12 protein-coding genes and 1 tRNA gene are annotated in these 14959 nt (G+C 67.1%); 5 read left to right on the top strand and 8 right to left on the bottom strand.

From position 1 onward, the window contains the following. Nucleotides 1–3: 3 nt before the first annotated feature. The 6 genes from AC5RVD_RS00820 to AC5RVD_RS00795 all read right to left on the bottom strand — a co-directional run bounded on the left by AC5RVD_RS00820 (nt 4) and on the right by AC5RVD_RS00795 (nt 6941). A complete protein-coding gene (locus tag AC5RVD_RS00820; protein WP_494125647.1) occupies nt 4–1137 on the bottom strand; it encodes an AI-2E family transporter in 1134 nt (377 codons plus the stop codon). Nucleotides 1138–1239: 102 nt separating this feature from the next. After that, on the bottom strand, nt 1240–1803 hold the full coding sequence (locus AC5RVD_RS00815) for a hypothetical protein (protein WP_494125646.1): 564 nt from the start codon (nt 1801–1803) through the stop codon (nt 1240–1242). Between the two features lie 83 nt (nt 1804–1886). Further along, complete coding sequence (locus tag AC5RVD_RS00810; RefSeq protein WP_494121097.1) at nt 1887–3044, bottom strand: FAD-dependent monooxygenase; 1158 nt, start codon at nt 3042–3044, stop codon at nt 1887–1889. A 119-nt stretch (nt 3045–3163) separates the two neighbouring features. Continuing rightward, a tRNA-Pro gene (locus AC5RVD_RS00805) sits at nt 3164–3240 on the bottom strand. A 99-nt stretch (nt 3241–3339) separates the two neighbouring features. Then, nucleotides 3340–5148, bottom strand: coding sequence for an ABC transporter ATP-binding protein (locus AC5RVD_RS00800; protein ID WP_494125645.1), 1809 nt, complete (start codon nt 5146–5148; stop codon nt 3340–3342). Then, nucleotides 5145–6941 carry an ABC transporter ATP-binding protein gene (locus AC5RVD_RS00795; protein WP_494125644.1) on the bottom strand — a complete coding sequence of 599 codons (1797 nt, stop codon included), beginning with the start codon at nt 6939–6941 and terminating at the stop codon, nt 5145–5147. Before AC5RVD_RS00795 ends, AC5RVD_RS00800 begins: the two co-directional genes overlap by 4 nt. Nucleotides 6942–7103: 162 nt before the next feature. On the opposite strand from AC5RVD_RS00795, the gene AC5RVD_RS00790 reads away from it, so the two are divergent. Together AC5RVD_RS00790 and AC5RVD_RS00785 are read left to right on the top strand one after the other, a co-directional pair. Then, the gene (locus AC5RVD_RS00790; protein ID WP_494125643.1) at nt 7104–7736 is read left to right on the top strand and encodes a nicotinamide mononucleotide transporter; all 633 of its coding nucleotides are present in this window, start codon (nt 7104–7106) and stop codon (nt 7734–7736) included. A 239-nt stretch (nt 7737–7975) separates the two neighbouring features. Next, the gene (locus tag AC5RVD_RS00785) at nt 7976–9760 is read left to right on the top strand and encodes an HNH endonuclease signature motif containing protein (RefSeq protein WP_494125642.1); all 1785 of its coding nucleotides are present in this window, start codon (nt 7976–7978) and stop codon (nt 9758–9760) included. A gap of 224 nt (nt 9761–9984) precedes the next feature. Here the strand turns inward: AC5RVD_RS00785 and AC5RVD_RS00780 are convergent, their stop codons facing one another. Both AC5RVD_RS00780 and AC5RVD_RS00775 read right to left on the bottom strand, forming a co-directional pair. Beyond that, entirely contained in the window at nt 9985–10965 is a 981-nt protein-coding gene (locus tag AC5RVD_RS00780) for a metallophosphoesterase (protein ID WP_494113802.1), read from the bottom strand. Nucleotides 10966–10967: 2 nt separating this feature from the next. Further along, nucleotides 10968–13274, bottom strand: coding sequence for a transglycosylase domain-containing protein (locus tag AC5RVD_RS00775; protein ID WP_494125641.1), 2307 nt, complete (start codon nt 13272–13274; stop codon nt 10968–10970). A gap of 37 nt (nt 13275–13311) precedes the next feature. Here AC5RVD_RS00775 and sp36 point away from each other — a divergent pair, with 37 nt between their 5' ends. The 3 genes from sp36 to AC5RVD_RS00760 are packed head-to-tail and all read left to right on the top strand — an operon-like array spanning nt 13312 to nt 14880. Beyond that, nucleotides 13312–13467 carry a Sp36 family protein gene (gene sp36 / locus AC5RVD_RS00770; protein WP_493978079.1) on the top strand — a complete coding sequence of 52 codons (156 nt, stop codon included), beginning with the start codon at nt 13312–13314 and terminating at the stop codon, nt 13465–13467. A gap of 2 nt (nt 13468–13469) precedes the next feature. Next, complete coding sequence (locus AC5RVD_RS00765; protein ID WP_494113804.1) at nt 13470–13964, top strand: RidA family protein; 495 nt, start codon at nt 13470–13472, stop codon at nt 13962–13964. Continuing rightward, nucleotides 13948–14880: an NUDIX hydrolase gene (locus AC5RVD_RS00760; RefSeq protein WP_494125640.1), complete on the top strand. Its 933-nt coding sequence runs from the start codon at nt 13948–13950 to the stop codon at nt 14878–14880. The genes AC5RVD_RS00765 and AC5RVD_RS00760 overlap by 17 nt, the downstream gene beginning before the upstream one ends. The last annotated feature ends 79 nt before the right edge of the window (nt 14881–14959 follow it).

Below are 14959 nucleotides of genomic sequence, written 5' to 3'. Positions count from 1 at the left end.
CACCTACGCTTGTTGCTGATGGGGAACGAGGACCCGTTCGTAGATCAGCACCGCGGCGGTGGCGACCGGGACAGCGACGAGAGCGCCGAGGATTCCGCCGAGCGTGGCGCCCGCGATCGCGGCGATAATCACCAAGGCGCCGGGGACCGCAACAGCACGGGCCATCACGCGAGGGGTGAAAACATAAGCCTCGATCTGTGCATAGACCAGCAGGACGAGCCCAACGCCGAGAGCCGTGGCAGGTGACACCATCAGCGTAAAGAGCGTGATGATGGCATAGGCCGCTATGGTGCCGACCACCGGAATCAAAGCACCCACGAAGGCCAACAGGGCCAGGAACAGCGGGAATGACACGCCAATGAGGTTAAGGACGGTGAACACGAACAGCCCATTGACCAGGGCCAATACCAGTTGGCCTGCGACGTAGCGCCCCACCGTCAGAAAGATTTCATCCGCGAGCTCGGCGGTCCGCTTCCTTCTGGACCGAGGAACAGCCTGGTATGCCTTGCGTAAGGTCGCCGGGAGGGTGGATGTGAAGTACAGACTGAGAATGGTGACCACGATCATCGCCGTCACGCCGTTCACAACAGTGGATCCAATGGACAGCAGGCCGCTGCCGAGCGCAGACAGGTTGCCTGGATCGGAAATGAATGTGACAGCTTGGTCCAGTAGGCCTTCCACATCGACGCTCGACCCGACCCAGTCAACGCCGTCCTGAACCCACGGCTGGGCAAGGAAGCCGTCGACGATCGACGGGGCTGAGTTGATGAGCAAAAGGATCTGACTGGACAGCGCCGGGACGATGATGAGGAACAGCGCAATCACGGTGGCGATGCTGAGTGTCATGATGCCGAGGACAGCAGCCCACCGGGGAGAACCTTTCGATGTGGCCCAGCGGATAACGGGCTCGAAGGCCAGCGCAATGAAAAATGCCAGCCCTATGTACACCAACACGGACGCCAAGGACATGATGGCGCTCAGCACGGCGGCGCCGGCCCCCACACCGAGGCTGGCAAGGAATGCCCATTTGAAGGGCCTGGTCCGCAGCGCTACCGGCACCACCGGTTGTTTGGGCGGATTTCCCCGCCGCACGCCGGTCCATCCGCGCGAACCGGCGCGGTGGTGGGGGCGCCTCATTGGTTAACCTGCCGACCCGCGCGAAAAGCCATGCGCGAGATCATACCCAAAGATGGCACTACGCCTGCCGGTGCGGGCGACCGTGGTGAACGGGCTTTCCGGCTACCCTCTGTGGCCAGAGGCACGTAGGGCTTCCACCAGCCGCACCTCGGCCTCGGCGACCGCGGCAGGATAGGCGCCGGCACCGCCGTCGAGAGCGGGACCAAGGGAACGCAGCGCGTCCGCATGTTTCAGGGCACGCAGCATGGCGGCGGTTTCCGGGCGCGAGACGTCCGACATGTCCGGGTAGTCGATGGCCAGCGCCGGATCCAGTTCGTAGGCCAGCCAGCGGGCCCGGACGGCGTCGTGTTGCGCCGCGGCGCCATGCCAGTCCCGCGTGTCCTGGTAGCGGATGGCGGCCGCGGCAGAACGGCTGATCCGCCACACGGCGGGCGCGGCGCAGCCGGCGGCGAGCAGCAGCCAGAAAGGCACGGCGGCCGGGAATGCGACCGCGGCGGCAAGCACTACGGCCAGGGCGCAGCACAGCCCGGAGAAGCAGTACCAGAAGGCCGTGTCCGGGTCGGGACGGCGGCGCAGGCCGCGTTCAACCGCGTAGGAGGTCAGGAAAACCACGGCGGCAAGCAGGACCGTGGCCACGGCCAGCTGCGCGAACTCTGCGAGGAACATCGGCACCCCTGCTGACGGAGTTATCTTCCATTCCAGTACGTGGCGCGGGCAGAGTCAATGGTGGGGCGCTGCGGCGCCCCGGGTCACGTGTTGACGCGGCCGACGACGTCGTCCAACTGCTTGAAGACCAGGGCCTGCGGCGCCTTGCTCATCAACGTCCGCTGGAGCTTCTGCTTCCATGGCTTCCGCTGCCGTGCCATGCCTGCCATCTTGCGCGAGCGCTCGACGACCTTGGCGGTATGCGGGGCCCGGGCCCGTTCGTAGTTGCGCAGGGCCGTGGTGATGTCCCAGTCGGCGGCCAGCGCGTCGGACAGTGCGACGGCGTCCTCGAGGGCCTGGCCCGCACCTTGGCCGAGGAACGGCAACATGGGGTGCGCGGCGTCGCCCACCAGGGTGGCGTGGCTGCCGGACCAGACGGCGGCTGGTTTCCGGTCGAACAGCTCGTGCGCCATGATGTCCTGGCTCTTCGTGGCGCCGATGACCGCCCGGACGGCCGGGTGCCAGCCCTCGAAGCGCTGCAGGGCCAGGGTGCGCCAGAGGACTTCCTCGTCCTGCGCCAGCGCGTCATTGGGCATGGTGGCGTACCAGTAGATGAGGCCACCGGGCAGCGGGACCATGCCGAAGACTTCCCCGTTGCCCCAGGACTCGCCCCACGGCAGCCAGTCGGGATCGAGGTCGCCGATCGGGCAGACCGCGCGCATGGCGGTGATGCCGGAGGCGCGCGGGGCGCCGTCGCCGACCAGGTCGTGGCGGACCAGCGAGCGCAAGCCGTCGGCGCCGATCACCAGGTCGGCGTGAAGGGAGCCGCCGTTGTTCAGCGTGACCGTCCCGCCGTGCGGGTCGCGCCGGAACTTCACCGCCTGCAGCCCGAGGTGCACCGTGTTGACGTAGAGCGAGTCGTTCAGCAGCGTGGTGAGGTCGGAGCGGTGGATGGAACGCAGCGGGTGGCCGTAGCGCTGCCGGAGGTCTTCGCTGCTGAACGTGGACAGCACGTTGCCGAACTGGTCGTGCGAGCTGCCGCCGACGGGGAGGGAGGCCTCTTCAAACGGGTCCAATACGCCGAGGCGCTGCAGGGCGCGCGTCCCGTTGGCCCAGATCGTCAACCCGGTGCCCAGCTGCTGCAGCGTCCCGGCGCGTTCGACCACATGGACTTTCCAGCCGGTTCGTTGCAAGGCCCGCGCAGTGGCGAGCCCGCCGATTCCGGCCCCTACGATGAGCGCCGAGCGCTGCAATGACCCCATGGGACCATACTTCCCGCTTTAGGGCCGGGTTCACAACTTTCCTCCGGTACAAACCGGTTCCGGGAGCGGAAAAGCAAGAACTCCCGCTGCTCCGATGAGCAGCGGGAGTTCTCAGTGATTGGTCGGGGTGACAGGATTTGAACCTGCGACCTCGTCGTCCCGAACGACGCGCGCTACCAAGCTGCGCCACACCCCGATACCGTTGCCCCGCCGTCGTCGTGACGGCCGCGAAAGCAACTGTTCAAGGATAGCGGAGACAGCCCCCAAAGGAGAAATCGACGGTGGCCAGCCGGTGTCAGACCAGTGAGTCCTTCCACGCCGCGTGCAGTTGGGCGAAGCGGCCGTCGCCGGCGATCAATTCCGCCGGCGAGCCATCCTCGACCACCCGGCCCTCGTGGATGACCAGCACCCGGTCTGCGATCTCGACGGTGGAGAGCCGGTGCGCGATGATCAGCGCCGTGCGGTTGCCCAGCAGCGTCTGCAGGCCCTTTTGGACCTGCCGCTCGCTGGGGATGTCCAGCGACGCGGTGGCTTCGTCCAGGATCAGCACCGCCGGGTCGGCCAGGAACGCGCGCGCGAAGGAGATGAGCTGCCGCTGGCCGGCCGAGACACGGCCGCCGCGCTTGTTCACGTCGGTGTCGTAACCCTCGGGCAGCGACAGGATGAACTCGTGGGCGCCGAGGGCGCGGGCCGCGTCTTCGATCTGCACGCGGCTGGCCTCCGGGTTGCCCAGGGCGATGTTCTCCGCGACGCTGCCGCTGAACAGGAACGCTTCCTGCGTGACCATCACCACGGCGCGGCGCAGGTCTTCGTTGGACAGCTGCCGCAGCTCGATCCCGTCCAGGGTGAGCGATCCGGACGTCAGGTCGTAGAAGCGGGCGATCAGTTTGGCCACGGTGGACTTGCCGGCTCCGGTTTGCCCGACGACGGCGACCGTCTGGCCGGCGGGAATGTCCAGGTTCAGCCTGGGCAGCACCACCCGGCCGTCGCCGTAGCCGAAGACGGCATCACGGAACCGGATCGCGCCGCGGGCGTCCTTGAGCGGAACCGGCCGGGCCGGGGGGACGATGGTCGGTTCTTCTTCCAGCAGCCCGGAGACCTTCTCCAGCGCGGAGGCCGCGGACTGGAAGGAGCTGTAGAACATGGCGATCTGTTCGGTGGGGCGGAAGACCTGCTTTGTAGCCAGCAGCACCGCGACCAAGGTGCCGATGGCAAGGTCGCCGTCCAGCACGCGGAAGCCGCCGATCAGCAGCACCACGGCCACGGTCAGGTTGCCGACGCCGTTCAACACCGGCTGGAGCACGCCGAAGTACTTGATGTTCCTCAGGGTCGCGCCGCGGTAGTCGGCGGCCAGCTCGTTGTAGCGCCGGGAGTTGTCCTGCTCGCGGCGGAAGGCCTTGACCGCCCGAATGCCGGTCATGGTTTCCACGAAGTGCACGATCAGCCGGGCGGACACCACCCGGGAGGCCCGGTTGGCCAGCTCGGAACCCTTTTGGTACCACCGGGTGACGAAGGCGATGGGGATGGCGGCGACCAGGATGATCAGCCCGCTCTTCCAGTCCAGTCCCACGATGCTGATGGCCGTGAAGAGCATGAACATCACGCCGGAGGTCAGCTGGGTGACCCCGTTGTCCAGCAGTTCGCGCAGCGCCTCCAGGTCCGAAGTCTGCCGGGAGATGATCCGGCCGGACGTGTAGGTTTCGTGGAACTCGAGGCTCAGCCGCTGGGTGTGCCGGAAGACCCGGACCCGCAGGGCCAGCAGCATGGCCTGGCTGAGCCGGGCGGTGACGTAGATGTAGGCCGCCAGCAGGGATCCGCCGGCAATTGCGACGGCGGCGTAGGCGGCGCCGACCAGCACCAGGGGAGTGGCGTCGCCGCCGGTGAAGGCCGGCAGCGCATTGTTGATGCCGAAGGCCACCAGCACCGGACCGGCTGCCCGGGCGGCATTGCTGGCCACCACCAGCACGATCGAGAGCGCGAACAGCCGCTTGTGCGGAGACACAAGTTCGCCGAGCAGGCGCAATGAGCGCCGCCTGACGGCTTTGCGGTCGGCCTGGTCCAGGTTGATGTTGTCTTCGCCGGCGACTCCGGTCATGGAACTCATCGGGCTTCCTTCGCGTCCAGGACGTCTTCGACGGTGGGCTCGGCCGCCAGCGAGGCGATCACGTACCGGTAGTGTGTGCTGCTGCGCAGCAGTTCGGAGTGGCTGCCGACCGCGGCGATCCGGCCGTCCTGCAGCAACGCCACCCGGTCGGCCAGCGCCACGGTGGAGGGCCGGTGGGCCACGATCACGGTGGTCGTGCCGCGCAGCTCCTCCCGCAGCCGCTGCGTCACCGCTTCTTCGGTCCGCACGTCCAGGGCCGAGAGCGGGTCGTCCAGCACCAGCACGGCCGGGCGGGCAGCGATGGCCCGGGCCAGCGCGATCCGCTGCCGCTGCCCGCCGGACAGGCTCAGCCCTTCCTCGCCGATCCGTGTGTCCACGCCTTGCGGCAGGTCGTAGGCGAACCCGGCCTGCGCCACCTCGAGCGCCCGGGAGAGGAGGTTTTCGGGATCTTCGCCGCCGGGTCGGGCGCCCAGCAGCACGTTGTCCCGGACCGAGGTGGAGAACAGCGTGGAGTCCTCGAAGGCCACCGACACGTGGCCGCGGAGCTCGGCGAGCGGGAAATGGCGGATATCCGTACCGTCCAGGTACACGGCGCCGGAGGTGACCTCGTACAGCCGGGGGATCAGTTGCAGCAGGGTGCTCTTGCCCGAGCCGGTGACCCCGACCAACGCCAGGGTTTCCCCCGCCCGCACGTGCAGGTCCACGCCGCTGAGGACCGGGGCCGCGTCCGCGGCGGCGTCGGGATAGCGGAAGACGACGTCGGACAGGCGCAGTTCCCCGCGCACGGAGACGGCCGGGGCCGGTGCATCCGGGTCGATGATGGTGTTCTTCGTATCCATCACGTCGAAGTGCCGGTCCAGGGCGGTCTTCGCCGTCAGCGTCATGCCCATCAGGGAACCGATCGCCTCCACCGGCCCGGCCACGACGGCGGCGGTGGCAAAAAAGGCGACCAGGTCGCCCACGGTCATGTGTCCGCCGGAGACCTGCATGATGCCGATGACCAACGCGGCGCCCAGCACCAGATCGGGCAGCGAAACAACGGTGGCCAGGAACTTGGACAGCGTGCGGGCCTTGGCCAGTTCGGTCTGGCGCAGTTCTTCGGCCTGGCCGTGGAAGTTCTCCAGCGCGTACTTGCCGCGGCCGAAGGCCTTGAGCACCCGGATGCCGTGCACCGATTCCTCCACCGTGGTGGCGAGGTCCCCGGCCTGGTCCTGGCTCAGCCGGGAGGAGGCACCGAACGCGGTACGGAAGCGGAACCCCTGCCAGACAAGGGGTACGGCGGCGACCAGGAAGATCAGTCCCAGCAGCTGGTTCAGCGCGAACATCAGCGCCAGCCCCGCGACCACCGTCACGAAGGAGACCACCAGCATGAGCGACCCGAAGGCCAGCCAACGCCGGACCAGGCCCAGGTCGGCCATGGCGCGGGAGAGCAGCTGGCCCGAGCCCCAACGGTCATGGAAGGCGGCCGGCAGATGCTGCACATGCCGGTAGAAGCTGGTGCGCATGCCCATCTCCACGTCCGTGGCGGGCGCGATCGCGAACACGCGCCGCAGGTACACCAGGGCGGCCTCGGCCAAGCCCAGCACGGCAATGACGACGGCGGGGCCCCAGACTTCCGAGGGGCGGCCGCCGGTATGGATGGTATCCACCAGGCCGCGCAAGACCTGGGGGATGGCCAGTGCCACCAGGCTGGCACCGAGGGCACTGAAGAATCCCAAGATCAGCCGGGGGAGGATGGGCCGGACATAGTGTTTGAGCCGGGCGATCGAGCGCCAGAGGGATAACTCAGTCATGTGGTCGATTCATCGCAGTGGTTCGGAGGGCATCGTGTACCGCAGCAACTATCCTAGCGACCGGTTTGAGGCGCTGGTCACTGCCTGGTCCCGGCCGGGCCGGCGCGCTGGGAAACCGGTGCTTGCTAGTCTGGGCCGAACCATTCACCAACGGGAGAGAGTATGGATCTGGCGGACGTGGTGCACGGCTTCGGGTTGGTCCTGTGGACGCCAATGCTCTTTCCGCTGCTGCGAGTGGTAGCAGTCCTGCTCTTGGTGCTGCGGAAACCGGCCGGCTGGCTGGTGCTGCTGGTGGAACCGGTTGTGTCCATGGTCTTGATGGGCGTGGCAAGCGCTTTCAGCCCTGCCGTCCTGGTGCTGCCTGCGGTCGCCGCCTATGGATGGTGGCGGTGGCGACGGCGGTCAGCGGCGGGCGGGGTTCCGGTCCATCCGGTCCAGCGGCCCGATTGGCTGGCCGCGGCGCTCCTGATGGTGCTGGTTCTGGTTTTCTTCGGTATCGAGGTGCTGCCCATGATGCTGACCCACATGGCCAGCCCGGGGGACATTGCTGAAGCAGTGGTCGCCAGCCTCCTGACACCGCTGCTGTACCTCGGGCTCGCGCGCGGCGTTATCGAAGCCTGGTGGATCGGCGTCACCCTCTCGCTGATGGGCCTGGCCGCCGTGGCAGCGAGGGCAAACCCGCAGGTCCTCTTTGCACTGGACGGCATCGTCTTCACCGTCCTGCTGGGGGTCCTAAGCCTGTACGGCTGGTCCAGGTGGCGTGCGGCACGCGCGGAGACGGCCGCTTCCGCCTAGCAGCGTGCTTCCCTTGGCGTCGGGCGCTCGCGGGCTGCTTGCCTTCCATCTGGCAGTGTGGGTGAGCTGGCTGCTGCGGCCGTGACCTGGAGCCCGCCTATATAGATTTCCGGGCCGCTCCCATTGTTTAGGAGCCCGCACGCATTGTTACCCCCATGCACTGCCTCTGGACCGGCACTACTCCTACACAATGGCCCCTTTCGATGGCCGTCGAATGTGTGTACTAATAAAATTGTGGTATGGCTCTTGCACCGTTGGACCGCACCGGGGAGATGGGAACATCCCTGGCCCAGGCGTTTGTCCTGCTGCAGGATGTTGCCGACCAATTTCCCGCCCAGTCGGCGTCCCTGTGCACCCGGGACCTGGCCAATACGGTAGCGGCGGTCGAGGACGTTTCGAAGCTGGTGGAGTTCCTGCAGGCCGTCGGCGCCCAGTCCGTGGAGCGGGCAGACATCGCCGCCAACGGGGAACACTCGGCGGCGCCCGGACCCGGAGCCGAGGCCGAAGCCTGTGTCGGGGCGGGGGAGTGGGCTGATCCGGCGGCGGCGATCAACACCGGCAGCGGGGCCGCGAACCCGGACCTGTCCGGGTCAAAGCAGGCGCAGCGCCGCCGCAAGACAGAGTTTGCCAACAACGCGGAGTATCTGCGCTCAAGGCTGGGGATCAGCATTGTCGAGGCGCGGCGCAGGCTGCGGGTCGGCAAGGCGATCACCGCGCCGGCGCGGTTTGACGGGGAACCCGGTGTCCCGGCGCTGCCTGTGTTGGCGGAGGCCATGGCCGGCGGGGAGGTCAGCGGCCACGCAGCGGCCGTGGTCGTAGATTCCCTGGACCGGGCCCGGCACGCCGGTACCCCGGAGGCGTTGCAGGCGATGGAAGCGGCGCTGGTCCGGCAGGCCGTAGAGGCCGATGCCGACACCCTGGTGATGGTCGCCAGGACGTGGGAAACCGCGGTCGACCAGGACGGTGCCGAGCCGACCGAGGAGGAACTGCGGGCCCGGCAGGGCATGTTCTACCGGGGCCGGCGCCGGGGGCTGCACCAGTTCGTCATCAACACCACCGATGCCCAGTACGAAGCCCTAGCCACCGTGATGAACAGCGCCGCGAACCCGCGGATCCGCCCCGACGCCATCGAAACCGCCGCCAACGGCGGAAGTGAAGGTGACACGGCAGGACCCTCCGGCACCGACACCGGCAGCGCGGCAAACACCGACGCGGGCACGTCCATGGGCGGCGGTAACAGCAATGTTGCCGGGACCGGATCCACGGAGGCAGGCAGGGGCGGCGCCGGCGCCGCTGGTGCGGGCGGGACGGACAGGGCGGCCGCGGAAGGCAGCGCCGATTCGGCATCCCGTCACAGCGGTGGAGGCCCCACCGGTGAGGACCCGGTTGCCGCGGTGGACCCGGCCGTGGTGGAGGCGATGGACGGTGCCACCAGGGCGCAGAAGCTGCTCGCCGGCCTGGTCGGTGCCTGCCGGATCGCGTTGAACACCGGCAGGCTTCCGGACTCGGGCGGGCACCGGACACAGGTGATCGTCACCACCGGGTACGAACAGCTGGCCGGGCTGCTCTCCGGCGGCGGCAGCGCGGTCTTCAACGGACCGGTCTCGGCCACCACGGTGCGCCGGATGGCCTGCGACGCCGAGATCATCCCGGCCGTCCTCGGGTCCGAGGGCGAAATCCTGGACCTGGGCAGGTCGCAACGGTTCTTCAACCGCGCCATCCGCCGGGCACTGGTCGCCCGGGACAAGGGCTGTGCCTTCCCGGGGTGCAGCATGCCCGCGTTCTGGACCGAAGCGCACCACATCATCCCGTGGTGGGCCGGCGGCCGCACCAGCGTCGATAACGGGGTATGCCTCTGCCTGCTCCACCACGACCTGATCGAGCAAGGCAACTGGCAGATCAACGTCCTCGACGGCATCCCCTGGTTCACCCCGCCGGACTACATCGACCCCCGCCGCAAACCGCTGCGCAACTCCTACTGGCAAACCCACGTCCCACCCCAACCACTCCAAACCGCACCATGATCAATCCGGCGCGGGTGAACGCGCGGGGAACAGTGGAAGTGCATTTGCGGGTGAACGCGCACGGGACAGTTGGAACGCATCAGCGGCCTGCAAATGGCGAGGCACAGCTTTTGTAGGACCAATGGCACCACAAGCTTCTGTGCCAGCTGATGGCCCTCCGCAGGGAGCGAGCTTCTGAGCTCTGCTGAGCTAATGGGCCTCCGCCCGGGACGGAGCTTCAGCCTTCAGCTGAGCCCGGGGGCTCCGGCCGGGACTTCGCCGGCCGGTGCCGCCGGCGTCAGCGTCAGCAGCACAGCCTCCGGGCGGCAGGCGAATCGCACCGGAGCCAGACGGGACGTTCCCAGCCCGGCCGACACATTCAACGGGACGCTACGCCCCTCGTGCTCCCAGTACGTCAGTCCACGGGCGCGCCACGTGGGCAGATCGCAGTTACTGATCAAGGCCCCGTAGCCCGGGATGCAGACCTGGCCACCATGGGTGTGCCCGGCCAGCATCAGGTCGGCATCGTCGGCAGTAAACCTGTCCAGCACCCGTTGGTACGGGGCGTGGGCCACCGCGATCCGCAGGTACGCGGCTTCATCGGCGGACGTCGAACCGTTTGGAAACCCCGCATAGCGGTCGCGCTGCAGGTGAGGATCGTCCACGCCCGTGAAGTCCAGCCGCACGCGGCCCACCACCAGCGACTGGTGCCGGTTGGTTAAGTCGACCCAGCCGGCGGTGCCGAATGCCGCGTGCATCTCACGCCACGGCAGTTCACGCTCCGCATAGTCCTTGGGCTGCGTGGAGGGACCGGTGAGGTAGGAGAACGGGTTCTTCATCACCGGGGAGTAGTAATCGTTGGAGCCCGGGACGAACACGCCCGGAACGTCCATCAGTGGTGCCAGCGAGTCCAGCAGGGGTTTTACGGCCTGCTGATGGCTGAGGTTATCGCCGGTGTTGACCACGAGATCCGGTTCCAGCGAGGCCAGCTGCCGCAGCCACCTCTGCTTCAGCGTCTGCCCGGGTGTCATGTGGATGTCGGACAGATGCAGGATCTTCAGTGGGCCGCGGCCGACGGGCAGGATGGGCAGCGTTTCTTCGCGGACTTTGAACATGTTCCGCTCGATAACGGAGCCGTACACCAGCGCGGCCCCGCCCGCGGCAGTGGCCCCAAGGGCCAGGTTGCCTGCGGTCCGGAGCCGTGCTCGCAGCAAGTCAGTGTCCACGGTTAGTCGTCGTCCCCGTTGCCGTCCCCGTTGCCGTTCCCGTTGCCTCCACCGTTTCCGTTGCCGTTTCCATTGCCTCCGCCGTTTCCGTTTCCGTTGCCGGAATCGCCGGAATCGCCGGAGTCACCGCCCGAATCCCCGCCGCCCTCGTCGCTGCTGTTGCTGGAATTCGAGTTGTTGTTCGACTCGGAGGGTGCCGGTGCCTGGACCGGCCGGGGCGGATACAGCATGTTGCTCGGCGCGGAGCCGAACTCGCCCGTCTTATACAAGCCGGCGACCTTCTCCATGTAATCGGTCCACTGGCCGCCGGCAATGGTCGCACCGTCCACGTAGTTGCGCGTCACGCCGTTGATCGGAATGTTGTTGATCGACTTGTAGGCGTGCGGATTGCCCACCCAGGAAGCAGTGGAGATGCCCTTGGTGTAGCCCACCGTCCAGGTGTACTCAGACTTGTCGGTGGTGCCGGTCTTGACAGCGGCGGGAACACCAATTGGATGGATTCCGCCCAGCTGCAGGTTGACCAGGTTTTCCAGCGGGACGCTCACGGCGGCAGCAACTTCTTCCGAGATCGCCCGTTCACAGGACTTCTTCGGCACTTCGTACTCGTTGCCCTGAGCATCCGTGACGGAGGTCAGCGCGATCGGCTTGCAGTACACGCCGCCGTTGGCGAACGCCGCGAACGAAGCCGCCATCGTCATCGGGGAAACGTTGGTGGTGCCGATGATGAAGGACGGGTGCTCAATGCTGATCGGCTCTTTGTCCGTCGCAGTGCGAACGCCGAGGCGGGTTGCCGCATCCTGGATGTCACAGAGGTCCAGCTGCGCGGCCATGGCTGCGGTAGCGGAGTTAATCGACCACGTCAGGCCCTGGCTGGCGGTCATGGTCCGCTCGAAACCGGGCAGCGCATTCTGGAAGTCCCACTCACTGAACCACGCGTCCGGAGGCAGGCAGCTGGCATTCCAGTTGTACTGCGCCGGGTACTCCGTCCGGCGCGCGTCGACCGATGCGTTGAGCGCCTTGCCTGCTTCGAGCCAGGCGACCATGGTGTAGGGCTTCATCGTAGAGCCGGGCTGCCACCCGTTGCCGCCGCCCATATCGGCGTCGACGTTGTAGTTCAGCTCCGTGTTGGCCGCGCCGTCTTCGGGGCTGTAGTTGGTGTTCTGGGCCATCATCAGGATGTTGCCGGTGCCGGGTTCAACCGAAACCATGGCCGAGCCGACGCCGGACTCATCGCCCACGGGGACTTCCTGCTCGATCTGCTTCTGGCCTTCCTTCTGGAGGCGGGAGTCGAGCGTGGTCTTGATGGTGAGGCCGCCACGGGCCAGAAGCTTCGCCCGCTCAGTGGAATCTGCGCCGAACGCATCGGACTGCATGATGGCGTGCTGCACGTAGCTGCAGAAGTAATCGGCGAAGTTCGCCGCGACACAGCCGGAACGCACCGGCTTGAGGTTCAAGCCCAGGTCGCTGGCAACGGCTTCGTCGTACTCCTCTTGGGTGATCTTGCCCGCGCTAAGCATGGCGGACAGCACCGTATTGCGCCGTTCCACCGTCGCTTCCGGGTTGTTCACCGGATTGAAGTAGTTGGGCGACTGAACCATGCCGGCCAGCATGGCCGACTGCTGGATGTTCAGCTTGGCCGCGGGAACGCCGAAAAAGGTCTTCGCAGCAGCTTCAATGCCGTAGACCTGGCCGCTGAACAACACGATGTTCAGGTAGCCCTGCAGGATCTCTTCCTTGCTGAATTCCTTTTCGACGGCGATGGCCAGCTTCGCCTCGCGCAGCTTGTCGCCGATGTCCTTGGTGCCGCTGATGGTCAGCTCTTCGGCGCCCTTGCCCGCGGAAGCACCGGCATCGATCAGCACGTTGTTGACATACTGCATGGTCAGCGTGGACGCGCCCTGCAGGTCCCCGCCGGCCATGTTCGTCACCGCGGCGCGCATGATGCCCTGGGGGTCCACACCGTTGTGCTCGTAGAAACGAACGTCCTCGATGGAGATGATGGCGTCCTGCATGTGCTGGGAGACCTTGTCCAGGGTCACCGGGACGCGGTTTTCGGCGTAGAACGTGGCAATCAGCTTGCCGTCGGCGGAGAGGATCCGCGACGGCTGGGACAGCGGCTGCGTCTGCAGTTCGTCCGGCAATTGGTCGAAGTATTCGATCGATGAGGTGGCCCCGACACCGGCTACGGCTGCGGCCGGAACCAGCAGGCCGGCTGCGAGAACGCCACAGAGCGCACTGATACCCAAGAAGCCAACGATCTTGCCCAGGGTGGTCGCAGTGTCGAAGAAGGGGGATTTGCGAGCGGCCATGGGGTTCAGTTTACAAGCAAGCGCTACCCTTTGAGTTATGACCAAATGGGAATACGCGACAATTCCGCTCATTATCCACGCGACCAAGCAGATTCTGGACCAGTGGGGTGAGGACGGCTGGGAGCTCGTCCAGGTGTTCCCCGGTCCGAACGGAACCAATCCGGTTGCCTACTTGAAGCGGGAGAAGCAGTAGCCATGACGGAAACGACAGAGGCCCGGAAGTCCAACGTCGAAGAGCGGCTGGCCGGTCTGGGCCTGTCCCTGCCGGACGTGGCAGCTCCGGTGGCCGCCTATGTACCGGCGGTTGTCTCCGGGAACTATGTGTACACCTCGGGGCAGCTGCCGTTCGTCAACGGCGAACTTCCGGCGGCCGGCAAGGTGGGCGACGGTGCCGGCCTGGTCAGTGCCGACGAGGCCAAAAACCTGGCCGCTACGGCCGCCGTGAACGCCTTGGCAGCAGTCAAGAGCGTCATCGGGGACCTGGACCGGATCACCCGGGTGGTCAAGGTCGTCGGTTTCGTGGCCTCCGATCCGGGATTCACCGGCCAGCCGGGTGTGATTAACGGCGCCTCCGAGCTGCTGGGGCAGGTCCTCGGCGAGGCCGGCGCCCACGCCCGGTCCGCCGTCGGCGTGGCAGTGCTGCCGCTGGATTCGCCGGTCGAGGTAGAACTGATTGCCGAATTCAGCTAGTCCACTTCGCGAGGAGCAGCGGCTCTTCCCCGTGGCGCCCGACCAGCTGGGCGCCGCCCACAGCTGGTTCCAACACGGAGAGCGCACGCCGCGGAAGCCCCGGCTGGCGTCGTCCGTGGTCTTGGTGCGGGACGGACCAGCCGGCACGGAAACCTACCTTGGCTACCGGTCGGGGTCCTCTCCGTTGGGAACCGTGGCCTTTCCCGGCGGCAGCGTGGAGGAGACCGACGGCGACCCGGTCACTTGGTACGGTCCCTCGCCGACCAAATGGGCCGAGATGCTCGGCCTAGACGACCACCGCCTGGCCCACGCCCACGTGGTGGCGGCCATCCGCGAGCTGTTCGAGGAAACCGGCGTGTTGCTGGCAGGCCCGGACGAGTCCAGCCTGCCGGAATCCACGTCCGGCGCCGACTGGATGCGGACCCGGGAGGCCGTGTCCGACCAGGAAAAGTCCTTCGGCGAAGCGCTGGGCAAGCGCGGACTCGGCGTCCGCACGGACTTGCTCAAACCCGTGTCCCACTGGCTCAGCCCGGACTTTGCCCACCGACGCTTCGATACGCGCTACTTCGCTGCGGCCCAGCCGGCCAACCAACGGCCGTCCCTGCTGGAAAGCAAGGGCGTGTGGGCCTCGTGGCTGCCGGCGCAGGAGCTGGTGGCCGGGCGGAACACCACGGTGCTCGGCGATCTCGTGGACCAGCCCGACACCCGCGGGCTGACGTTCAGCGAAGTGACCTCGCCGGCGGTGGAAATCATCGTGGAAAAGATCGCCGGCGCCCGCGGCTGCATTGCCTACCTCTCGCACAAGCGCCCGCAGCGGCTCTACCACCCCGAACTGATCCAGGTTGACGGTGTGCCCATGCTGCAGGTGGCGGCCAACTCCGCCACCGAAGGCGGCGCCGCGCAGCGGGGACGCTGAGCCCGCTCCGCCGCGGCGGCCAGTGGTCGGCGACCCGGATTTATCCTCCCAGCCACAACGACGGCGGGGGCCCACCATT

The sequence above is a fragment of the Arthrobacter sp. THG-b23 genome, from assembly GCF_059091265.1.
This window is presented reverse-complemented; position numbering and strand designations above follow the sequence as displayed.